Source organism: Halorussus sp. MSC15.2, from assembly GCF_010747475.1.
Classification (GTDB): Archaea; Halobacteriota; Halobacteria; order Halobacteriales; family Haladaptataceae; genus Halorussus.
Genome location: NZ_VSLZ01000002.1, coordinates 441,623 through 462,340, shown reverse-complemented (window position 1 = coordinate 462,340; position 20,718 = coordinate 441,623). Strand labels below are relative to the sequence as shown.

Genomic DNA, 20,718 nt, shown 5'->3' with positions numbered 1-20,718 from the left:
TTCGTGACGGCGTTCGCACTACTGCGCCGTAGAACCACTCACTCGCGGTCTACGCCCACGAACTCGAAGTGCGCACCGCCGCTGTCGCCCTCGGTGACACGTATCTGCCAGTCGTGAGCCTCCGCGATGCGCCGGACGATGGCGAGACCGAATCCGGTGCCGTCGGGGTGTGTGGAGTAGCCGCCCTCGAAGACGAGTTCGCGGTCCTCCGGCGGGATGCCCGGCCCGTCGTCGGCGACGTAGAACCCCTCGTCGGTCGCGCCGACCGTGACCGTCTCGCCGCCGTGGTCGACGGCGTTCCGGAAGAGGTTCTCGAACAGCGCCCGGAGGCGGCGGTCGTCCGAGACGACGCGGCGGTCGGTCTCGACTCGCAGGTCCATCCCGGGCGTCTCGACGGTGTCCCACGCCTCCTCGGCGACGACTCGCAGGTTCACCGGCGTCACGTCGTCCACCATCTCGCCGCGCCGCGAGAGCGCCAGCACCTCGTCCACGAGTCGCTCCATACGGCCGTGGGCGTCCTCGACCGCCTCGAAGTGGCGGTCCTCGCCGGTCTCCCGGGCGAGTTCGAGGTGGCCCTGTGCGACGTTCATCGGATTCCGGAGGTCGTGAGAGACGATACTGGCGAACTCGTCGAGGCGATTGCGCTGCTCGGCCAGTTCGTCGGTGCGTTGCTGGAGGCGAGTGTAGTAGGCCCCGAGCAGACCGCCGCCGAGTGCGCCGAGCGCCACCTTCGTCAGCACGATGGACGCGGGTTGGAGCATCGGGCGACCCTCGAACGACTGGAGGAGCGAAATCCATCCCGTCAAGAGGCCCATCACCACGCTCCCGGTGAAACTCCAGAGGAAGACGACGCACACGAGGTCGGCCGGTAGCTCCGCCGCCCGAAGCCAGAGTCCCAGCGCGACCACGAACAGCGAGAGCGCGATGGGGATGGCGAACCGCACGTACTCCGACGTGGCCACGCTTCCATCGACGGCGAAGTAACTCGCCGAGACCGCGAGCAACCCTGCGCCGAGTCCGGCGACGGACCACTCCCTGACCCGGACGGCGTAACGCGACACTCCCGACACGTCTAACGGCGAGAACATAAAAGTAGCCGTCAGTTACCGAAGACGTCGTTGATGCGTTCACGCCACTCCTGAAGTCCTTCGAGTTCGTCGTGGATATCGCCGACGTCACCTTCGACGCTCTCGACGCGAGCGGTGAGGTTCTCCTCCAGTGCGTCGAGGTCCTCGGACAGCGACTCGACGTTCTCGGACACGTCCTCTACCGTCTCGGCAACGTCGCTAACCTCGCCGAGTTCGTCGCGAACCGACCGTATCTCGTCGTTGACACTCTCCAACTCGTCGTTCACTTCCGTCACGTCGGTGGTGTTCGCACCGACGAGGTCTTCGAGTTCCGCCAGTTGGGTTCCGAGCGTCTCGATTTCCTCGCCGAATCCGCCGACGTCTTCGAGTTGGTCTTCGAGCGCATCGACCTCCTGACGGACCGCCTCCAGCGACTCGATTTCCTCGCGGAGCGTCTCGATTTCGGCGACCTCGTCTCGGAGAGCGTCGATATCGCCGACCTCGCTCTCCAAGTCGCCGACCTCGCTTTCGAGACCGCTCACTTCGCTCTCCAAGTCGTCCACTTCGTCTTCGAGACCGCCGACTTCGCCCTCCAAGTCGTCGACGTCCCCGCGGAAGTCCGACTTGAACTCGCGCACGTCTTCGCGGAGGTCGCTCTCGACGTCGCGGAGGTCGCTCCGCAGGTCGTCGAGTTCCTCGAAGTCGGCTTCGAGGTCAGAGAGGTCCGTTTCGAGTTCGTCGATGCGCTCGTCCGTCGCGTCGGTCCCGCTGCGCAGCGCCTGTACCTCGTCCTCGAACGCCTCGACGTCCGCCCGGACCTGCGCGATGTCGTCCTCGAAGTCACCGAAGATGTCCTCGGCGACGCCGTTCTCGTCGATGAACTCCTCCAGCGCCTCGGTGTACGCCGAGAGGTCCTCGACTCGCGACTGGAGGTGGCGGATGCGCACGTTCGTACTCTCGGGCGTCTCCACGTCCAACTCGCGCTGGATGGCCCGCATGTCGTCGTCGGACACCTCGCCCGCGCGAATCTCGTCGGCCAGCGCGGCCGCCACGCTTCCGGGACTGGGCGGCGAGGTCTCGGGGTCCGCGGTCGCCGTCTCGTCGGCGGTCCCCGACGGCGCCGTCGCGTCCTCCTCGTCGTCGGGGTCGGCGACTGCCGGTTCCTCGGCGTCCGAGTCGGTCCCTTCGGCGTCGGCTTGCTCGTCGTCGAGTTCGGCCGCCTCCGATTCGCCCGCCGCCGTCCCGTCGGCGCGTTCGTCTTCGGGTTCGAGGAAGCTCTCCGAGTCGTCGGCTAACGGGTCGCCTTCCTCGGCGTCGGTCGGTTCGCCGAGCGGGTCCTCCGAGCCACCGAGCAGGTCGTCTCCCTCCTCCGCGAGCGGGCTTTCGCTCTCCTCGGCAAGGGGGTCGGCGTCTCCGTCCACGGCCAGCGGGTCGTCCTCGCTCTCGCCCGCAAGCGGGTCCTCGGCATCTCCGGCGAGCGGGTCCTCGGCGTCCTCGTCCAGTCCGAGTTCCTCGTCGCCCGCGACCACGTCGCGGACGAGTTGGCTGTCCTTCTCCGAGACGATGTCGGTGATGGTGTTCCCGTCCGGGCCGCCGACTTCGCCGTCGAGGTCCGGGCCGGCGGCGTCCGCCTCGGGTTCGGCATCTAAAGCGTCGTCCGCGTCGGTCGTCGCGGAGTCGAGCGTGACGGGCGCGATTTCCTCGATGGTCGGCGCGCCGAGGAACATCGACGGGTCGTCGTCCTCGGCGAGTCGGACGCCGTACACCGTGACCAGTTCCTCGCCGGGGTCGAGTTCGCGCTCGAACTCCACGCGGTGGTCCTTGTACGCGGTCCAGTTGTCGTTCTCGTAGTCGGGGTGGAAGCCGACGTTGTCCATCGGGAACTCCTCCGGGACGCTGTCTGCGAGTCGGAGGGCCGCGCGCTCGTCACGTTCGGAGCGAACGACAAACTTGATAGCGGGGACCGCGAACTCCTCCCCCTCGAACGACTTCTCTACGACGACGCCACTCTCGTTCGTCGTCACCACCTCGGTCATACTGTCACTCATACGGTTCACATCCCAGAACGGCCATATAAATCACACGCCCGCACCGAGCGAAACAGTCCCGAGTCTCCCCGAATTCGGGCGGAGTACGCGGTTGGTCGTCGTCTGGCGCACGGAATCGTTCCGAGAAGAAGTGTCCAAAAACCACGGTAGAACTCTTTTACCGCGTGTTCCAGGCGAACGATGGCCGACAGTACGCATCTATTTGCGTGTGACGAACGTACCCACAGCTATGCTGCTCGCTGGAACCTACGACGGGGTCTACCGCGCCGACGGTCCGCGATTCGACTCGGCAGAGCGGGTGCTGGACGCCGGGCGCGTCGTGCGCGTCCGCCGATTCGACGGCTGGGACGGCGTGTTCGCCGCGACGAAGTCCGGGTTGTACCGTTCGACCGACGGCGGTGACTCGTGGACGGACTTGGAGGTCCCGCGCGAGGAAGTCTACTCGGTTCTCGGCGACCCTGTTGGCGGTGAGTCATCCCGCGGGGACGACGAACATCGTCGAGATTCGCTCGACGGAAAGCGCCTGTACGCCGGGACGCACCCCGCTCATCTGTATGTCTCGGAAGACGAGGGTGAGACGTGGCGGGAGCTATCGGGCTTTCAGGACCTCCCGTCGCGCGACCGGTGGCACACGCCGCGCCACCGCGACGAGGCCCACGTCCGGAGTCTCGGCGCGCATCCCGAGACCCCCGACCGCGTGGTCGCGGGCGTGGAAGTCGGCGGCGTCCACGTCAGTGAGGACCGCGGCGAGCGTTGGGCGGAGCGCCGGTCCGGGGTCCACGACGACGTACACCACGTCCTCGTGCGCGGGCCGGACCACTACGTCGCCTCCTGCGGCGGCGGTCTCTACCGGACAGGAGACGCGGGCGAGATGTGGCTTCGGCTCGATTCGGACGTGGACCAAACGTACTTCCGGGAGGCCTTCGCGCACGACGGGACGCTCTACGCCGCGGCGGCGCAGTCCTCGCCGGGGACGTGGGAGGGCGCGCGCGGTGCGGACGCGGCGCTGTTCGAGTCCGAGAACGACGGCGACACCCTCGAATCGGTCCCCTATCCGGGCCAGCCCGAGGAAGTCGTGCTATCGTGGACCGCCGACGCCGACGGGCGAGTCTTCGCTGGCACGAACGGCGGGAGCGTGATTCTCCGGGCCTCTGGCGAGTGGGTCGAGGCGGGTGAACTGCCCGCGGGCGTGGCGTCGCTCTGTTGGGTGTAGCGGACGCTCTCTCGTTCAATTGGCTCAGCTCTTTCGAGGTAGTCGGACTGGCGGTCCCCGGCCCCGACTTCCGGGCGACCGCACGAGGCGTCCGGGCGGGTTTCGTCCCGTCCTCGTATTTGAACCTTCGTCGGGAAAGAGCAGGACGGGAAGGGTTGCAGTCCGGAGGAGAATAAAACGGGTCGAAAATCGGATTTCAGACGTCCACGCGGTCGCCAATCTCCACGACTTCCAACTGCTGGGGGTAATCGAAACTCCGCGCGTGGTCGTGGAGCGCGGTCGGGTCGGCGGTCAGCCCCTTCCACATGTCCCAGTGGCTGGGCAGGAAGCGGTCGAACCGGAGGTCGCTGGCGGCTTCGACCGCCTGATTCTCGTCGTTGTACCACCGCGTGCGCTGGGGTTCGCCGGTCTCCTTGTCCGGAATCCGACCGACGCTCCCGAACGCCAGCACGCCGAGGTCGATGTCGTACTCCTCGCCGACGCGGGCGAACTCGTCGCTCGGTTTGGTGTCGCCGCCGTGGAAGAAGGTCCGGCCGTCGTACTCCACGACGTAGCTGACAGGGTGGGTCGCGTCGGGGTCGTGGGCGGGTTCGACGTGGACCGTGAACGCGCCGACCTCGAAGGTGTCGCCCTCCGCGACTGCTTCGAGTTGGTCGTCGCGCACGTCCCACTCGTCGGTCCAGTTCTCCTCCTCGCGCGCCACTTCGAGGCTATCGTCGGGCGCGTGGAAGGTGGCGTCCGTCGATTCGAGAATCGGGGCCTGGCTCGGACCGTGAACGTGGTCGGTGTGCTCGTGCGTCGCCAGAATCGCGTCCGCCTCGTCCACGTCGGCGGGGTCGAACGGTACCGGCACCATCCGGACCGTCCGCGGCGGGTCGCCGGTGCCGAGGTACGGGTCGATGTAGAGCGTCGTGTTCGCGGCCTTCAGCACGAAGCCGTTACAGCCGAGGTACCAGACCGCGATGCCCTCGGGGTCGGCGTCTTCGACCGCGCGCGGGAGCCAGTCTCCCCAGTCGCTGTGGATTGCCATGTGGCCCAGTGGACCGACAAAAGAGGTAAGTGTTGTTCTTCGCGGCGACTACATGCTGCGGAGTCGGATGCGGTCGTCGTCGATTTCGGAGATGCGGTCGGGTTCGACGGTGTAGGCGTCGTCGTCGTGACCCTCCCACCCGAGCCGAGTCTTGACGCGCTGGGCGAGACCCGGGTGCGGGTCCACGTACATCACGTTCTCGGCTTCGTCCACCTCCGTGACGACGCCGACCTTCTCGTCGTTGGCGTCCATCACGTCTTTGCCGACGTCGTCGTCGTCCAGTACGACCATCTCGTCCTCGGCCACCGTCTCGTCCTCGACCATCGTCTCGCTCGCGTCCGCCACCGTCTCGTCTTCGTCCGGCGTGTCGCCCATCGCCGTCTCGTCCTCGGCGGCCGTAGTTTCGGCGCTCGCGGTGGCGGTGTCGTCGTCCGTGACGGTCTCTCCCTCGGCGGCCGTCATCTCCTCTTCGGTCGCGGTATCGTCCCTCGCAATGGACTCTTCGACGGTTCCGGTGGTGGTCTCGGTCTCCGCGCCGGTCGTGACCTCTTCGCTCACTACTGTCTCCTCGTGTTCGACGGGGACGCCCTCCGCGTCGAGGCGTTCGCCCTCGACGGCTTCGACGGTGGCGTCGGACCCGACGAGCATGGTCTCGACAATGATGGACTCGACGGTCTCGCTACTGACGAGTTCCTCGTCCACGAGTTCGAAGGTGAGTCGCTTGCGGTCCACGACCTCGTCCTCGACGATGCGGCGCTCGTAGAGGTCGGTCTCGATGACGCCCTCGTCGGTGAACTCGCTCTCGACGTGTCCGCCCTCGATGACGTCCTCGGTGGCGACCTGTCCGCCGAGGAGGTCGCTTTCGAGGATGGTCCGCTGGACGCCTTCGAGGTCCACGCGACTCTCCAACGTGTCGGACTCGACGGTCTCGGTCCCCTCCACGTCGCGGTCCACGACTCGGCTCTCGACCCGCTTGCGCTCGATGATTTCGCGGGTCACGTCCCGAGTCTCGTCCACGTCCACCGTGATGACCTCCTGTTCGGCGAGTTCGATTTCCTCGACGTCCTCCTCCCACGCCGTGGCCTCGTAGTCCGAGACGATGGCCACGCCCGACTCGCGTTCGCCGAGGTGGATGTTCGATATCTCGCGCCGGACGAGTTCGCTATCGACGACCTCGTCGCGGACGATTTCGCTATCGACAACTTTGCTCTCGATGGTCTCGGTCTCCCGGACGGTCCGCTCGATGACCTTCGTCTCGGTGATTTGAGTCTCGACCGTCTCGCCCTCCATCAGGGCCTTCTCGACCTCCTCGTCGTCGAGCGTGGCGCGCTCGACGGCCTCGGTCCGGTCGATGAGTTCGAACTGCTCGCTGCCCGACCGGTCGGCGTGTCGAACGAGCGCGAGTTCGTTGTCGGTGAGGTGTTCGTGGAACTCGTCCCACGAGACCGTCTCGACGTCCTCGACCTCATCGTCGGGATGGTGAACGTGTACTTCCCGCTCGCCGGACTCGGTGGGTCGGAAACCGGGTTCGACGCCGCTCTCTTCGAACCACGTTCGCATCGTCTCGCGGTCGGTCGTGATGTTGGTCTGGTTCCCCCGTGCTACGCCCTCGGCTGTCTCGGTTCGGTTTTCGTCTACCATAGTTCCCCCACTGTGATAGAAATGAATTTCTGGAGACTTAGGCGTCCTTGCCAGATTTCGAAAATGAACCGGAGAAAGGCGAGTTCGTCAGTCCTCGCAGCAACCGCTCGACTGGTCGCTGAAGTCAACGGCCAGCGGTTCCGAGATGACTTTGTTGACGTTCTCTAGCTTCGCTTCGAGGTCCTCTTGGGCCTGCAGGTACTCGTCCATCACCGGCAGAGAGTGAAGCTCTTGCTGGGCCTCGCGGACCTTCTGTACGTCCTCCTGAGTCGCCTCGCCGGTCTGGCGCGCCAGCATGAACTCCTGGCGCAACTGCTCGAACTCTTGGACCTTCTCTTGGGCCTCGTCGTCCTGCTCGACGGCCTCCTTGGTCTCCTCGAACCGCTGGTACTCCGGCGTCTGGGCGATGGCCTCGCCGAGTTCGCCTGCGAGTTCTTCGACGCGCGAGAGTTCGGTCGGCTCACCGTCGACGTCGGTTTCGACGCTCATACGTACGGGGTTGGAACTGTGGCGTTTTAGACCTGCCGAATACTCGCGGTGGCACCGACGAATCCACCCACCCCAGAACACCGTCCTTAAACGTCCTGACCGACAAACCAGTTCCAATGAGTCAAGACAGCGAGTACAGCGAGGGAGACCTCCGAAACACCGGCATGTCCCTCAAGCACGACCGGGAGTGGGACTACGAACTCGACCGCATCGTGGAGGCGGTCGAGGAGCGCGACGCCACCAAGGTCGGCCTCCAGTTCCCCGAGGGACTGAAGCGACGTGGCCCGAAGGTCGCCGACGACATCCGCGAACTCGTCCCCGACGACGTGACCGTGATGCTGTCGGGCCAGCCCTGTTACGGGGCCTGCGACCTCGACACCTTCCTGATGAAGCGCACCGACGTGTTCGTCCACTTCGGCCACTCGCCGATGAAGAACACGGACAAGGTCATCTACGTCCCGCTGTTCTCGAACGTGGACGTCTTCCCCATCATGGAGGAGTCGCTGGACGAACTCGCCGACCCCGAGGAGGACCCCAACGTCGGTCTGGTCACGACCGCCCAGCACATGAACCGCTTCGAGGAGATGAAGTCGTGGTTGGACGAGCGCGGCTACGAGGTCCACACCCGCCGGGGCGACGACCGACTCACCCACGAGGGGCAGGTGCTGGGCTGTAACTACGCCAGCGCCGACATCGACGCCGACCAAGTCCTCTACGTCGGCGGCGGGAAGTTCCACCCGCTCGGTCTCGCCATGGAGCACCCCGACAAGAACGTCGTCATCGCCGACCCCGTGAACAACGTCGTCACGGTCGCCGACACCGAGAAGTTCCTGAAACAGCGCTACGCCTCGGTCCACAAGGCGATGGACGCCGAGAAGTGGGGCGTCATCTTCTGCACTAAAATCGGACAGGGTCGCTGGGAGCAGGCCCAAGAGATTCTCGACGACAACGAGAACGCCTACCTCATCACGATGGACGAGGTCACGCCCGACCGACTGCGCAACTTCGACATGGACGCCTTCGTCAACACCGGGTGCCCGCGCATCACGACCGACGACGGCCCGCAGTTCCACAAGCCGATGCTGACGCCCGGCGAGTACGAAATCGCAGTGGGCAACAAGCCCCTCGACGAACTCAGCTTCGACACGTTCCACGGCACGTGGTAGTCACGAGTCGGTCGTCTTCGCCTCCAACTTCTCCGTTTCTATCCGATACGTCTGCCCCTCGTACTCGACGTAACGCGCCTCGCTGACGCCGAAGGCCGGGGACGTGCCCGTTCCGGCTTCCAGTCGGACGGTCCGGACGCCAGACTCGAAATGGGCCAGCGCGTTCCGAAGCGGCGTCCGTCGGATTACCTGCTCGGTTATCATCCGCCGCGACTCCTCGGGCGCGCTTTCGACGCGGGTGACGACGTAGGCGGCACGGTCTTCGTTCTCCTCCGGGTCATCGTGGAGGACCACCGTGTCCCCGTCGCGCTCCGTGCGGTCGATTCCGGTCGGCGCGAGTTCGAGCGATTCACCAGTCAGTTCGAATCGCGCGGCGAACCCGGTCGCGTTCTCGTAACTCTGCCCTCGGAACCACCCGTCCGTGCCGAAGGCGTAGGTTCCGGGGCCGAGTCCCGCGACGGTGACGCTCTCGGTGCCTCCCGAGTGGGGTATCGGCCGGTCGAGGTCGGTGTTGTCCACGGTCAGGTGCCACGTGTGAGCGCCACCGGGTCGCAAGAACATCGCGGGTTGGGGCCAACTCCGCGGCGCGATGCGGAACCACTCGCCGTCCACTCGCTTCCAAATCTCCCACGCGTGGTAGTTCACGGTGAAGACGGCGTCGGTCCCGTTGGTCAGCGTGAACGAGAACTCGGCGCGCGGGAGCGACCCCGATTGTCCGGCGGGTCCGAGCGTCATCGGCGCGTCGTCGCCGACTGCGGAAGCGCAGACGACGCGCTTCACGTCCGAGTCGAACGGCGGACACCCCTCGGGATTCCGGACACCGAGTTCCGGCTGGTCGGGTGTCTCGGTCCGCGTTTCCGGTTCTGACTCCGTGGTCTGTCCGGTCGTTCCGACGCTGGACGTACTCCGACTCGTCGTCGCGGGGGGCGACTCGGACCCACCGAGACAGCCACCTGCCGCGGCGCTTCCGAGGAGAGCGAGGACCTGTCTGCGGTTCATACCCGTCGTTGCTGTCGGTTTCGGTAAATACTTTTAGAAGACTGAAACGACTCTCTCACCGAAATATTACTCTGGTACATCTACCTAACCTTTTTGTATGAGTAACGGGTATGTGCTGGTAACGATGAGCGCCACCCGTTCCGCCGACGTCCGAACCGCTATCGAACGCTGTCGCGTCGAAGACGCCACCCCCGTCACGCTCGACGCCGACGCCATCCCCTCGACCGCCCGCCCCGACCTCCGCGAACTCAAGCGCGAACTCGACGCCGACGACTTCGTGGCCGCCCGCGTGGTCGTGGACGCCTGCTTCGGCGAGGACTGCTCGTTCGCCACCCAAGAGGAGGCCGACCGCGTGCGCGAGTACGTGCGGGCCGCCGCGTTCCTCGGCGTGAGTACCGTGACGGTGGAGTTCGACAGCGTGGGCGACGAGTCGAAGGTCCGTCCCGCGCTGGCCGCGGTCGCAGAGCGCGCGCGCCGCGAGGGCGTGAGCCTCGACGTCGCCGGTCCCATAACCGTCGAGTAGAATTTCCCCTTCCGCCGCGCTCCGAATCCGAACACTCTCTTTCCTATAGCCTCTCTCCTCCGGCATGGACAAGGCCGCACTGGAGCGCCGTCTCTCGCGGGTCGCCGGCTTCGAAGACCCCAGCGTCGAGTTAGAGCAGTACCCGACGCCGGCGGACCTCGCGGCCCACCTCGTCCACCTCGCCGACGTGCAGCGAGACCTCGCCGGAAAGACGGTCGTGGACCTCGGCACGGGGACCGGGATGCTGGCGCTCGGCGCGGCCTTTCGGGGTCCGACACGGGTCCTCGCGCTCGACCGCGACCCCGCGGCGCTCGCGCAGGCCCGCCAGAACGAGCGCGAAGTCGCGCCGGACGTTCCGGTCTCGTGGCTCCTCGCCGACGCGACACGCGCGCCGCTCTGCGTCTCCGAGGACGCCCCGTCCCGCGAGGAGGCGACCGTCCTGATGAACCCGCCGTTCGGCGCGCAGACGGGCAACGAACACGCCGACCGGGCGTTTCTGACGACCGCGAGCGAAATCGCGTCGGTCTCCTATTCGATTCACAACGCCGGGAGTCGGGAGTTCGTGGAGGCCTTCGCCGACGACGAGGGCGGCGAGGTGACCCACGCCTTCAGCGCGGACCTCGACGTCGAACGGCAGTTCGCCCACCAGACCAGCGAGCGGGCGGTCATCGACACCGAAGTCTTCCGGATTCGGTGGGAGTAGCGCAGGCTTTTCGTCTCGGGGTTCGTGTCACAGCGCATGGACGAAGAGATGCGGATACGATTCGTCGGGGTCGGCGTTCAGTTGACGTTACTCGGCGGTTTCGCGGCGTTCCGGTTCGGCGAATTCGGTCTCCTGCTCGTCGTCGCGGGAACGTTCTTCACCGGTTGGGGCGTCGTGTAACCGTTCAGTTGTACGCCTCGCGCGCCGCGACCTGTATCCGGGTGCCGTCGTAGACCGCGACCAGTTTCCGACCGTTCCGCTCGAATCGGATGCCGTCAAGGGTCACGGACTCGCCCTTCGGCGGAATCGGCGCGTCGGCGACGGTGGAGTTGTTCCGGGTGAGGTGGAGGTCGAACTCGCCCTCGTTCGGGACGATGGCGACCGACCGATTGGCGAGCGTCGGACCCGCGACGGCCGGTTCCGAGGCGAAGGTGTGGGTCCACTCGTCGTCGTCCGGGCCGCGGAGCCAGACCTGATACGCAGTGCCGCCGCCGAGCGCCGACCAGCCCTCCCGCTTGACCTGCACGTCGGCCGCCCACCCGACGCCGCCGACCCGGACGCTAGTCCGGCCCCGGAACGCGAGGCGGCCCTTCGAGACGGCCTGCGTCCAGATTTCGCGGTCCTCGTTGACCACGATGACGCCGCTGGTCGTCACGTCCGTCGTCTCGCCGAACATCGACACGTCGATGGCCGAGACCTTCTGGTTCTGGACGCTCTCGGCGTAGGTGACGTTGTAGCCCTGCACTTCGATTGCGGGACCGCCGCCGGGGACGCTGGCATCGCCGACCGTGGTGAGGTTGACCGGAATCGCGACGCCGACCATAATCGCGAGTGGGAGCAGAAGCGCGAGCAGTCCCACCTGCTGGCGCGACACGTCGCCGAAGAGCGGTCTGCGGTCTGCGGTCGCCGCGACGGTCGTGAGTCCCGCGAGGGTCACCACGAAGAGGACGCCCAGTCCCCGGTAGAGGACGTAAGTACTCTCGCCGCGGTACCACCAGAGCGCCCAGAGCGTCATCGACATCCCGACGACGACCGCGCCGGTCCAGAGTCGGAGCGCGCCGACGCGCTCGCGCCGCCGGTAGAGGACCACGACCCCGAGCAGGACACCGAGTACGAGACCGAGGGCGTGGCCCTGCACCGCGATGCCGAACCACCAAGGGTTGCCGAAGTTCCGCGAGGCCTGCCCCTGAATCACGGGGTCGCGCATCGCGTGGTAGACGGTCCGGATGGCTCCCTGCGCCGAGACGGCGACCACGGTCATCAGTGGGTAGCGCACCAGCGCGAAACCGACGAACGCGAAGGCGACCCCCGAGAAGCCGATGATGGGACCCCACGCGAAGACGCTGGTGGCGACCCCGACCAGCGCCACGCCCGCCGGGAAGACGACGAAGGCGCGAACCCACGGGTTCGAGGTGCGAGAGAAGAGGGGGTTCTCGCCCCGCTCCGACGGGAAGTGGCCGAAGAAGTACTCCGCGAGCGGTGCGACCGCGAGGGTGGTGGTGAGGTTGCCGACGAGGTGACCCGGTCCGGTGTGGGAGAACGGCGAGAGGAGCCACCCGACGGGGTAGAGGTACGACCACGACGAGAAGGGAAGCGTCACGGGGTTGCGCCAGTTACCCCACCCCTGCTGGACGAACAGGTACACCGCGAGGACGCCCAGCACCGAGACGAGGGTGCCCCACGGCACGCCGAGCAGGAACCGCGAGCGGAGTCGCCGTCCCCATCGTCCGTCCGGTCCGTCGAGTCGCCGGACGAGCGCGAGCGACACCAGAAGCGCGAGCGGGATGGCGACCTGCTCCGGCGCAGGCAACCACGGAGGCGACTGAACCATATCGGGTGTATTCGGCCACCGACGTATAAATGGATGGCAGAAATCGCACCGCGGACTACGGGTCGGCGGTCGTCTCGTCCGCTATCCCTCCTCGAACTGCCCGCACGTACTGCTCCGGATTGTCGAGGAGCCATTCGAGCGCCGACTCGAAGTCGTACGCGTCCAGTTCGGCGACGACAGCGTCCGGGTCGGTCACGTCAACTCCCATCTGGCCCAGCGTCTCGAACTCGCAGTACACCTGTCGCGGCATCTCCACCGGTTCGCCGTCCCCCATACTTCCACGGCCACGCCAGCCACGCACTTATCGGTCCGTGATAGTCTCGATGAGGTGTCGTGATTGTTTCAGCTTCGGGCGCGGCGCTCGGGATTCGACGTGCGGCCCCGTCGTCCCGGCCGAATCCCGGTTCCGTAATGTTGAAACGCGCAAAGCCAAAAGAGACGGGTATGGAACTACGGGTCATCGAGAAGTCCGACAACGAACTCTCCATCGAAATCGCGGGCGAGGACCACACCTTCATGAACGTGCTGAAGGGTACGCTCCTCGAACAGGAGGACGTCGGTGCTGCGACGTACGACGTGAACCCCGAGCAGTCCGGCGGCCAGACCGAACCGATTCTGACCATCAAGACCGAGGGCGGGGCCGACCCCCTCGACACGCTGGAGGACGCGGCGGGCGACATCAAGGACAAGACCGCCTCGTTCCGCGACGCCTACGAGAGCGCGGTGTAACCGCCTCGGACTGCCCCGCCGAGTCCCGCGTTCGACGCGGCACTCTCCGTCTTTCTCTCTCCGATATCTCGGGTCACCGAGCGACGCGTCGTCACCGACTCGCGCGGACTGCTCGGTTACCGCACCGTTCAACTTCGTTCATCGCCCACGGACGACCGGTTCCGGGCGTGGACCCCAGACGGCCGCGGCCCACCGCGAATAAGCCCGGACTAATCGGCGTAATCGGGCGCGGAACCTCCGAACGGTTGCGCCCGTTTATTGGGACCGTCGGAAAAGGTACCCGCGCATGAGAACACGCGCAGTAGTCCTCGCGACCCTCGTACTGCTCGCCGGTGCCTCCTCGGCGCTCGCGGCGTCCCCGAACGCACAGACCGCGTCGGCACCCTCCGCCGACGCCGTCGCGGCCCAGACCGACGCGCAGAACGAGACCGTACTGACCTACGAGAACCTGACCATCGAGCGGTTGAACCTCACGAACGCCACCGTTCGACAGGTGGTGCTGAACGAGACGGCGCTGAGTCAGAACGAGACGACCCAAGCGGGAACGGAGACGGGTGAAACGACTGCGGCGGAAGCGAACGCGACCGAAATCGCCGGGGCCGACTCCTTCGGCACCGCCACGGCGTCGAACCTCACCGTCGTCAACGGGACGCTCTACAACGTGACGCTGCTGAACGTCACGATTCGGAACCAGACCGTCGCCGACCAGTTGTTCGGCGGCGACGCGCCGCCCGAGGGCGCGAACGCCACCATCGAGAACGCCACGCTGTCCGAACTCACCATCGACTCGCTGGTCGTGAACGAGAGCAGCGTCGGCGACGTCGAGGTCAACGACGTGAGCGCGGCCATCTCGCCCGGCGGCACGGGTGAAGCGACCCGAATCGAGGGCCAACCCACCGTCGAAGTCGGGCGCATGCTGGTCGGCACCGCCGTCCTCGACAGCGTCGAAGCCGACAGTATCAGCGTCGAGAACGCTTCGGTCGGTATCGGCATCCTCGGCGGCGGTATCGGCGGCGAGGAGACCACGGCGGCCGGTGGCGCAGGCGGCGAAACGACGAACGGAACCGACGGCAACGAGACAGGCGCGCTCCGGGCACCCGACCTGTAGCCCGAGCGGTCGGTACTCACCGATTCTTGTGGGTCGAGAGTCCAGCGCGGAGTCGCCGCTTCAGAGTCGAACCGGCACACCGCGCTCGTCGAGATACTCCTTGGTCTCCCGAATCGAGTAGTCGCCGTAGTGGAAGATGGAGGCCGCGAGTCCGGCGTCGGCACCGGCCTCGGTGAACACCTCGTACATGTCCTCGGGACCGCCGCACCCGGAGGAGGCGATGACAGGGGTGTCCACCGCGTCGCAGACCGCCTTGGTCAGCGGGATGTCGTACCCCTCCTCGGTGCCGTCCATGTCGATGGAGTTGACGAACAGTTCGCCCGCGCCCCGCGACTCGGCTTCCTCGGCCCACTCCACCACGTCGAGGTCGGTGCCCTCCCGGCCGCCCTTGACGGTACACTCGAACCAGCAGGACTCGCCGTCCACCTCGACGTAGTGTTCGCCCCGTTCGTCGTACCGGCGCTTGGCGTCCACCGAGATGACGATGCACTGGTTGCCGAAGGCCCTCGCGCCGTCCTCGATGAGACTCGGGTTCGCTATCGCGCCGGAGTTGATGGACACCTTGTCGGCCCCGGCCCGGAGCGTCTCCTTGATGTCCTCGGTCGTTCGGATGCCGCCGCCGACGGTCAGCGGGATGAAAATCTCGTCGGCCACGTCCTCGACGACGCCCAGCATGGTCTCGCGCCCGTCGGCGCTCGCGGTGATGTCGAGGAAGACGAACTCGTCGGCCCCGGACTCGTTGTACGCGCGGGCCATCTCCACGGGGTCGCCGGTGTATTCGAGATTCTCGAAGTTGACGCCCGTGTAGACCGCGGGGTTCCCGTCCTCGTCTAAGTCCACGTCGATGCACGGGATGATGCGCTTGGTGAGAGTCATCTCTTGGCCGACCCTTGGTACGAACGTCGTTTCACGGTTTCGACTGCGGCAGGTCGTCCCGACCGGAGACGCGGTTTTCGGTGCGTAGCTGTCGCGTTCGGACGGTAGCGCCGTGTAGTAGCCACGACGCTCACGCACTCTCCGCGAGCGAGGACGCGTTCAATCCCAACTTTGACGATTCAGCGCCCCGAACTTTTCGACTACCATGTCCTGCAAGATGGTGATTCTGGCCGCCCGAGCCGACGACACCACCCACGACGAGTGCATCGAGTACATGCACGAGGAACACGCGCCGCTGGTGAACGACCTGCCCAACCTCCGGCGCTACACCTCCTCGGTCCCCACCGACCCGGAGAAGGCGGGCTACGACTACGTGGCCCAGCTCTGGTTCGAGAGTCCCGAGGAGATGAACGAGGCCTTCGAGTCCGAGACCGGCGCGGAAGTGCAGGAGGACGCGACGACGTTCCTCGACATGGAGGCGACGAAGATGATTCCGGCCGCGAACGAGACGACCCACTACGAGGCGGAGTGACTTCGGAACGAAGTCGGTATCTCGGTCTCAAAACCGTGCGATTCTGGTTCCGGAGGACGGTCAAGTTAGCGTCTAGCGATTCTGAGCGGTCTTTCGCGACACAGCAAAGTCCGGTGTACGGAAGAAGCTAGCTTCAGGCTTGAGCAAATCATACCGCTACCGCATCGCGACCGCGACGGCCTCACTCCTCCCCAACCGCCTGCGGTCCTCGGTCACTCCGTTCCCTGCGGTCCTCAGCCCTCGCACGCTTGGCGGACCACGAGGGTCCGCCAGCACGCGCCGAGAATCGGAATAGATGGCCAGACCCTCCAGAGACGGTCTCTCGGTCCAGTCCCTCAGTCCAGTTCGTACACGCGAGCCTCGTAGGGCCGCATCTCGAACGACCGAGGGTCCGCGGCGTCCACCGCGTAGTTCTGCAGGACGCATTCCGCGTCCTCGTACTCGACGCTCTGGGGGAGCGAGAACGTCGGCGTGGCCTCCGAGAAGTTGAGGACAGCGAGCAGTCGGTCGTCGCCGAGCGTCCGGAGGTACGCGTAGATGTCCGGGTCGTCGGGCAGGAGGAGTTCGTACTCGCCGTAGATGGCCACGGGCGTCGATTTCCTGAATCGAATCAGTTCGCGGTAGTACTGCCAAATCGAGTCCTCGCGCGCCGTCGCGTCGGCGACGTTCACGGCGTCGTAGTTCGGGTTCACCGGCATCCACGGCTCCCCGTCGGTGAACCCGGCGTGTTCGTCGTCGGACCACTGCATCGGCGTCCGGGCGTTGTCCCGACCCCGGTGACTCACGAGTTCGAGAATCTCGTCCATCGCCATCCCCTGTTCGCGCTTGCGCTCGACGAAGTTCTTGGCGCTCACGTCTCGAATCTGTGACTCGCACTCGAACGGGAAGTTGGTCATGCCGATTTCGTCGCCTTGATAGACGTAGGGCGTCCCGCGGAGGGTGAACAGCATGGTCGCGAGCATCTTGGCCGACTCGATGCGGTAGAGACCGTCGTCGCCGAACCGCGAGACCATCCGCGGCCAGTCGTGGTTGCCGAGGTAGACGCTGTTCCAGCCCTCGCCGTTGAGTCCCTCCTGCCACTTGGTCAGCACCTGCTTGAACTCGGCGAGCGGGAACTCTCCGACGGTCCATCGGTCGCCGCTCTCGCCGTAGTCGAGGCTGACGTGTTGGAAATGGAATATCATGTCGAGACCGTCGCCGTCCGGCAGGAGGTACTGCTGTGCCTCCTCGACAGTCGCGCCCGGCATCTCGCCGACGGTCATCACGTCCCGCCCGACAGCACCTCGTCGTACATCTCGGCGATGTAGTCGTGGGCGTTCGGGCCGGTCATGAAGTGCTTCGCGCCGGTCCACCCCGACTCGGGGTCGCCGTCCGGGAGGCCCTCGGCCTTCGAGATGAGGTCGATGACGTCCATCCGGAAGCCGTCGATGCCCTCGTCGAGCCACCACGTCATCATGTCGTAGATTCGCTCTCGGACCTCGGGATTCTCCCAGTTCAGGTCGGGTTGCTTCTCGTCGAACAGGTGGAGGTAGTACTGCTCGGTGCGCTCGTCGTACGTCCACGCCGACCCGCCGAACGCCGACTCCCAGTTGTTCGGCGGGACGCCTCTCCCGCCCGGGCCGTCGCCCCGGCCGTCGCGCCAGATGTAGAAGTCCCGGAACTCGCTGTCCTTCGACTCGCGGGACCGCCGGAACCACTCGTGTTCGTCGGAGGTGTGGTTGACCACGAGGTCCATGATGAGTCGGATGTCGCGGTCGTGGAGGCCCGAGAGGAGACGCCGGAAGTCGTCCATCGTCCCGAACTCGTCCATGATGGCCCGGTAGTCGCGGATGTCGTAGCCGTTGTCGGCGTTGGGCGAGTCGTAGACCGGGTTGAGCCACACCACGTCCACCCCGAGCGCGTCGAGGTAGTCCAGTTTGGCTTCGACGCCCGGCAGGTCGCCGACGCCGTCGCCGTCGGAGTCGAAGAAGCTCCGGGGGTAAATCTGGTAGACGACCGCCTCCCTCCACCACTCGCGGTCCGCGTCGAGAGCGTCCCACGCCGGTCGCCGCGCGGTCTCTCCGTTCGCGCTTTCCGACGCTCGACTGTCGTGCGCGTCCATCGGGACACTCCTTCGGGTTCAGTCGGCTTAGGTTTGGTTGCGCTTAAGTGGGAGGGCCGGGAAGGTGCGAACATGACCGACCACGACGACGAACACGTGGACGCCGACGACAGCGAGAATCTAGACGTGGACCACGAAGACTACGCGGAGATGGACGACCACACCGACGACATTCACGGCCACGAAGCCCGAGACATGGACCGGGTCACGTCGCCGATGCAGGAGTTCTCGACGTCGCAGGTCGGCATCGGCTTCGCGGTCCTCGCGGTCGGACTGGTCGTGGCGTTCGCGCTCCCCCTGCTTCTGGCCTGAACCGGCGGTCCAAAACGCGTCCGAATCGCTTCTACTCTGCTGCTACGTAGACCGGTCTCTCGACGTGCTTGAGCGGTAGTATCCCTCTAGAGCGATGCGAGAATCAGTGAGTCGTCGGAACGCTGTCGGTCGTCAGTCGAGTTCGCGGGCCAGCACGTCCCGGAGGTCGGCGATGTCTGCGGCGTCGTACGATAGCGACTCACCGTCCACGGTCAGGTCGAGCGTCCCCGAATCGTCTGCGTCGCCGATTCGAGACACCGGTGCGACGCCCTCGAACGTCTCGCGGACCGCCTCGGGGTCGGTCGTCTCCACGACGGCGCGCCCCGGCGTCTCGGCGAAGAGCGCTTCGAGGTCCTCGACTTCGACCGCCGCGCCAGCGTCCGCCGCGACCATCTCGGCGAGCGCGACCGCGAGACCGCCGTGGCTCACGTCGTGGACCGCGAGCGTGTCGGGCGCGTCGGCGACTTCGGCGAGCGTCTCCACGACCTCGCGGGGGTTCTCCGGGAGCGTCGGGAAGCGGTCGCTCCCGCCCGTCTGGGCGAGGTACTCCGAGCCACCGAGTCGCGCCCCGCCCGAGTCGCCGACGACGAGTAGCGTGCCCTCGCCAGAAAGGGCGGCGGGCGGCGCACCGTACCCGTCTTTCGTCCCGGTCATCGCCAGCGTGGGCGTCGGCGGAATCGGTCCCGAGGGCGAGTCGTTGTACAGCGAGACGTTCCCGCCGACGACCGGCGCGTCGAGCGCCGCGCACATGTCGGCGAGACCGTCCACGATTCCCTCGAATCCACCGTACACGTCGGGCTTCTCGGGGTTGCCGCCGTTGAGGCAGTCCACCGCCGCGAGGGGCGTCGCGCCCTTCGCGGCGAGGTTGGTGGCGTTCTCCAGTGCAACTGCGCGAGCGCCGTCGTAGGGCGCGGCCGCGGTCCAGTTGGGGTCCGCGCCAGAAGAGACGGCGAGTCCCTTCTCCGCCTCTCGGAGCGCGAGCACCGCCGCGTCGTCGCCCGGCCCGGTCGCGGTCCGGACCTGCACTTCGTGGTCGTACTGGCGGTAGACCCACCGCTTGCTCGCGGTGTTGGGGTTCCCGACGACCGCCTCGAACGCCTCGGCGAGGTCGGCGTCCGGCAGGTCGCGCTCGGGCTGGGTCGGCGCTTCGGATTCGAGGTCGTTCATCGGCGCGCCGTCGCCGAGGAACTCGGCGTCCACGTCCACGACGGTCTCGCCCTCGAAGGTACAGACGTAGTTGCCCTCCGTGACCTCGCCGATGACCGAACAGCCGAGGTCGTACTTCTCGGCGACCTGCTCGACCGCGTCGACGTTCTCCGGCCGGACCTCGTAGCACATCCGCTCTTGGGACTCGGCGAGCAGGATTTCCAGCGCGTTCATGTTCGGTTCGCGCTGGTGGACCTCCTCCAGTCGAATCTCCGCGCCGAGACCGCCCTTGGCGACCATCTCGCTGGACGCGCCGCCGAGTCCGGCCGCGCCGAGGTCTCGCGCCGCCTCGACCAAATCCCGGTCTAGCAGGGCCTCGCTGGCCTCGACGAGCAACTTCTCGGTGTAGGGGTCGCCGACTTGCACTGCCGGGCGGTCTTCGGTCTCGGCGTCCTCCGAGAGGTCCTCGCTGGCGAAACTCGCGCCGCCGAGACGTCCCGGCCGGTCGCGTTGCCGACCAGCACCAGTTTATTGCCGGGTTCCTTCGCGTCGGCCGTGACGAGTCGGTCCGGCGAAAGCAGACCCACGCAAGCCACGTTGACCAGTGGGTTGCCCTCGTAGTCGGCGTGGAACGCCGTGCTTCCGGCGACCGTGGGGACGCCGATGGAGTTGCCGTAGTCCGAGATGCCCTCCACGACGCCCTCCAGCAGGTAGCGGGAGTGTTCGCGGTCGAAATCGCCGAAGTACAGCGAATCCGCGAGCGCGATGGGGTAGGCACCCATCGAGAGCGTGTCACGGACGATACCGCCGACGCCGGTGGCCGCGCCGTCGTAGGGGTCCACGAACGAGGGGTGGTTGTGGCTCTCGATACCCATCGTGATGTACACGTCGTCAGCGACTTCCACGACTGCTGCGTCGTCGCCCGGCCCGACGACGACCTGTTCGCCTTCGCTATCGAACGCCGACAGTAGCGGTCGGGACGAACGGTACGCGCAGTGTTCGCTCCAGAGGTTCTCGAACAGCACTGCCTCCGCCGCGGTCGGCTCCCGGCCGAGTTCGGTGACGACGAGTTCGCGGTCTGGCTCGGAGAGACTCATTCACCTGTCTGTACAGACACGGCGAATTAATGCCTTTCTATGTGCAGGTGCGTGCATACTTCTGCGGATGCCGCGAGTGCGACCTGTAGCACCGCTGGAGTTCCGGG

18 protein-coding genes and 2 pseudogenes are annotated in these 20,718 nt (G+C 66.3%); 9 read left to right on the top strand and 11 right to left on the bottom strand.

Features of this window, described 5'->3' with window-relative positions; all coding sequences use genetic code 11:
- Positions 1-38 precede the first annotated feature (38 nt).
- Positions 39-1,061, bottom strand: a complete 1,023-nt coding sequence (locus FXF75_RS09470) for a HAMP domain-containing sensor histidine kinase (RefSeq protein WP_163521637.1) — start codon at positions 1,059-1,061, stop codon at positions 39-41.
- Between the two features lie 38 nt (positions 1,062-1,099).
- Entirely contained in the window at positions 1,100-3,115 is a 2,016-nt protein-coding gene (locus FXF75_RS09465) for an AAA family ATPase (protein ID WP_163521636.1), read from the bottom strand.
- Between the two features lie 229 nt (positions 3,116-3,344).
- Between FXF75_RS09465 and FXF75_RS09460 the strand changes: the two genes are divergently transcribed.
- Positions 3,345-4,328, top strand: a complete 984-nt coding sequence (locus FXF75_RS09460) for a glycosyl hydrolase (RefSeq protein WP_163521635.1) — start codon at positions 3,345-3,347, stop codon at positions 4,326-4,328.
- A gap of 196 nt (positions 4,329-4,524) precedes the next feature.
- On the opposite strand, the gene FXF75_RS09455 is transcribed toward FXF75_RS09460, so the two are convergent.
- From FXF75_RS09455 to FXF75_RS09445, 3 genes are all read right to left on the bottom strand, one after another.
- The gene (locus FXF75_RS09455; protein ID WP_163521634.1) at positions 4,525-5,358 is read right to left on the bottom strand and encodes an MBL fold metallo-hydrolase; all 834 of its coding nucleotides are present in this window, start codon (positions 5,356-5,358) and stop codon (positions 4,525-4,527) included.
- Between the two features lie 48 nt (positions 5,359-5,406).
- Positions 5,407-6,999 carry a hypothetical protein gene (locus FXF75_RS22550; protein ID WP_163521633.1) on the bottom strand — a complete coding sequence of 531 codons (1,593 nt, stop codon included), beginning with the start codon at positions 6,997-6,999 and terminating at the stop codon, positions 5,407-5,409.
- 87 nt (positions 7,000-7,086) lie between these two features.
- The gene (locus FXF75_RS09445; protein ID WP_163521632.1) at positions 7,087-7,488 is read right to left on the bottom strand and encodes a YlbF family regulator; all 402 of its coding nucleotides are present in this window, start codon (positions 7,486-7,488) and stop codon (positions 7,087-7,089) included.
- A gap of 116 nt (positions 7,489-7,604) precedes the next feature.
- On the opposite strand from FXF75_RS09445, the gene dph2 reads away from it, so the two are divergent.
- Positions 7,605-8,654, top strand: a complete 1,050-nt coding sequence (gene dph2, locus FXF75_RS09440; RefSeq protein WP_163521631.1) for a diphthamide biosynthesis enzyme Dph2 — start codon at positions 7,605-7,607, stop codon at positions 8,652-8,654.
- On the opposite strand, the gene FXF75_RS09435 is transcribed toward dph2, so the two are convergent.
- Positions 8,655-9,653, bottom strand: a complete 999-nt coding sequence (locus FXF75_RS09435) for a hypothetical protein (RefSeq protein WP_163521630.1) — start codon at positions 9,651-9,653, stop codon at positions 8,655-8,657.
- A 124-nt stretch (positions 9,654-9,777) separates the two neighbouring features.
- Here FXF75_RS09435 and FXF75_RS09430 point away from each other — a divergent pair, with 124 nt between their 5' ends.
- From FXF75_RS09430 to FXF75_RS09420, 3 genes are all read left to right on the top strand, one after another.
- Positions 9,778-10,176 carry a hypothetical protein gene (locus tag FXF75_RS09430; protein ID WP_163521629.1) on the top strand — a complete coding sequence of 133 codons (399 nt, stop codon included), beginning with the start codon at positions 9,778-9,780 and terminating at the stop codon, positions 10,174-10,176.
- Between the two features lie 64 nt (positions 10,177-10,240).
- Positions 10,241-10,879 (top strand): METTL5 family protein, encoded by a 639-nt coding sequence (locus FXF75_RS09425; RefSeq protein ID WP_163521628.1) that lies wholly within the window; start codon positions 10,241-10,243, stop codon positions 10,877-10,879.
- A gap of 36 nt (positions 10,880-10,915) precedes the next feature.
- A complete protein-coding gene (locus tag FXF75_RS09420; protein WP_163521627.1) occupies positions 10,916-11,059 on the top strand; it encodes a hypothetical protein in 144 nt (47 codons plus the stop codon).
- A 4-nt stretch (positions 11,060-11,063) separates the two neighbouring features.
- Here the strand turns inward: FXF75_RS09420 and FXF75_RS09415 are convergent, their stop codons facing one another.
- A complete protein-coding gene (locus FXF75_RS09415; RefSeq protein WP_163521626.1) occupies positions 11,064-12,710 on the bottom strand; it encodes a rhomboid-like intramembrane serine protease in 1,647 nt (548 codons plus the stop codon).
- A 55-nt stretch (positions 12,711-12,765) separates the two neighbouring features.
- The gene (locus FXF75_RS09410) at positions 12,766-12,984 is read right to left on the bottom strand and encodes a hypothetical protein (protein WP_163521625.1); all 219 of its coding nucleotides are present in this window, start codon (positions 12,982-12,984) and stop codon (positions 12,766-12,768) included.
- Between the two features lie 170 nt (positions 12,985-13,154).
- On the opposite strand from FXF75_RS09410, the gene FXF75_RS09405 reads away from it, so the two are divergent.
- Together FXF75_RS09405 and FXF75_RS09400 are read left to right on the top strand one after the other, a co-directional pair.
- Positions 13,155-13,439, top strand: a complete 285-nt coding sequence (locus tag FXF75_RS09405; RefSeq protein WP_163521624.1) for a DNA-directed RNA polymerase subunit L — start codon at positions 13,155-13,157, stop codon at positions 13,437-13,439.
- Between the two features lie 286 nt (positions 13,440-13,725).
- Positions 13,726-14,547, top strand: a complete 822-nt coding sequence (locus tag FXF75_RS09400) for a hypothetical protein (protein WP_163521623.1) — start codon at positions 13,726-13,728, stop codon at positions 14,545-14,547.
- A gap of 60 nt (positions 14,548-14,607) precedes the next feature.
- Here the strand turns inward: FXF75_RS09400 and hisF are convergent, their stop codons facing one another.
- Complete coding sequence (hisF, locus tag FXF75_RS09395; protein ID WP_163521622.1) at positions 14,608-15,423, bottom strand: imidazole glycerol phosphate synthase subunit HisF; 816 nt, start codon at positions 15,421-15,423, stop codon at positions 14,608-14,610.
- 205 nt (positions 15,424-15,628) lie between these two features.
- Here hisF and FXF75_RS09390 point away from each other — a divergent pair, with 205 nt between their 5' ends.
- Complete coding sequence (locus FXF75_RS09390; protein WP_163521621.1) at positions 15,629-15,955, top strand: EthD family reductase; 327 nt, start codon at positions 15,629-15,631, stop codon at positions 15,953-15,955.
- Between the two features lie 335 nt (positions 15,956-16,290).
- Here the strand turns inward: FXF75_RS09390 and FXF75_RS09385 are convergent.
- Positions 16,291-18,056 (bottom strand): annotated as a pseudogene (locus tag FXF75_RS09385) (alpha-glucosidase).
- A 72-nt stretch (positions 18,057-18,128) separates the two neighbouring features.
- Between FXF75_RS09385 and FXF75_RS09380 the strand changes: the two are divergent.
- Positions 18,129-18,368: a hypothetical protein gene (locus FXF75_RS09380; protein WP_163521157.1), complete on the top strand. Its 240-nt coding sequence runs from the start codon at positions 18,129-18,131 to the stop codon at positions 18,366-18,368.
- A 132-nt stretch (positions 18,369-18,500) separates the two neighbouring features.
- On the opposite strand, the pseudogene purL reads toward FXF75_RS09380, so the two are convergent.
- A pseudogene (purL, locus tag FXF75_RS09375) lies at positions 18,501-20,611 on the bottom strand (phosphoribosylformylglycinamidine synthase subunit PurL).
- Between the last annotated feature and the right edge of the window lie 107 nt (positions 20,612-20,718).

What these genes read in the sequence shown, in the direction of transcription:
- FXF75_RS09465 (WP_163521636.1), bottom strand. Translation starts at nt 3,115, where the DNA reads ATGAGTGACAGTATGACCGAGGTGGTGACGACGAACGAGAGTGGCGTC.
- FXF75_RS09460 (WP_163521635.1), top strand. Translation starts at nt 3,345, where the DNA reads ATGCTGCTCGCTGGAACCTACGACGGGGTCTACCGCGCCGACGGTCCG.
- FXF75_RS09455 (WP_163521634.1), bottom strand. Translation starts at nt 5,358, where the DNA reads ATGGCAATCCACAGCGACTGGGGAGACTGGCTCCCGCGCGCGGTCGAA.
- FXF75_RS22550 (WP_163521633.1), bottom strand. Translation starts at nt 6,999, where the DNA reads ATGGTAGACGAAAACCGAACCGAGACAGCCGAGGGCGTAGCACGGGGG.
- FXF75_RS09445 (WP_163521632.1), bottom strand. Translation starts at nt 7,488, where the DNA reads ATGAGCGTCGAAACCGACGTCGACGGTGAGCCGACCGAACTCTCGCGC.
- dph2 (WP_163521631.1), top strand. Translation starts at nt 7,605, where the DNA reads ATGAGTCAAGACAGCGAGTACAGCGAGGGAGACCTCCGAAACACCGGC.
- FXF75_RS09435 (WP_163521630.1), bottom strand. Translation starts at nt 9,653, where the DNA reads ATGAACCGCAGACAGGTCCTCGCTCTCCTCGGAAGCGCCGCGGCAGGT.
- FXF75_RS09430 (WP_163521629.1), top strand. Translation starts at nt 9,778, where the DNA reads ATGAGCGCCACCCGTTCCGCCGACGTCCGAACCGCTATCGAACGCTGT.
- FXF75_RS09425 (WP_163521628.1), top strand. Translation starts at nt 10,241, where the DNA reads ATGGACAAGGCCGCACTGGAGCGCCGTCTCTCGCGGGTCGCCGGCTTC.
- FXF75_RS09420 (WP_163521627.1), top strand. Translation starts at nt 10,916, where the DNA reads ATGGACGAAGAGATGCGGATACGATTCGTCGGGGTCGGCGTTCAGTTG.
- FXF75_RS09415 (WP_163521626.1), bottom strand. Translation starts at nt 12,710, where the DNA reads ATGGTTCAGTCGCCTCCGTGGTTGCCTGCGCCGGAGCAGGTCGCCATC.
- FXF75_RS09410 (WP_163521625.1), bottom strand. Translation starts at nt 12,984, where the DNA reads ATGGGGGACGGCGAACCGGTGGAGATGCCGCGACAGGTGTACTGCGAG.
- FXF75_RS09405 (WP_163521624.1), top strand. Translation starts at nt 13,155, where the DNA reads ATGGAACTACGGGTCATCGAGAAGTCCGACAACGAACTCTCCATCGAA.
- FXF75_RS09400 (WP_163521623.1), top strand. Translation starts at nt 13,726, where the DNA reads ATGAGAACACGCGCAGTAGTCCTCGCGACCCTCGTACTGCTCGCCGGT.
- hisF (WP_163521622.1), bottom strand. Translation starts at nt 15,423, where the DNA reads ATGACTCTCACCAAGCGCATCATCCCGTGCATCGACGTGGACTTAGAC.
- FXF75_RS09390 (WP_163521621.1), top strand. Translation starts at nt 15,629, where the DNA reads ATGTCCTGCAAGATGGTGATTCTGGCCGCCCGAGCCGACGACACCACC.
- FXF75_RS09380 (WP_163521157.1), top strand. Translation starts at nt 18,129, where the DNA reads ATGACCGACCACGACGACGAACACGTGGACGCCGACGACAGCGAGAAT.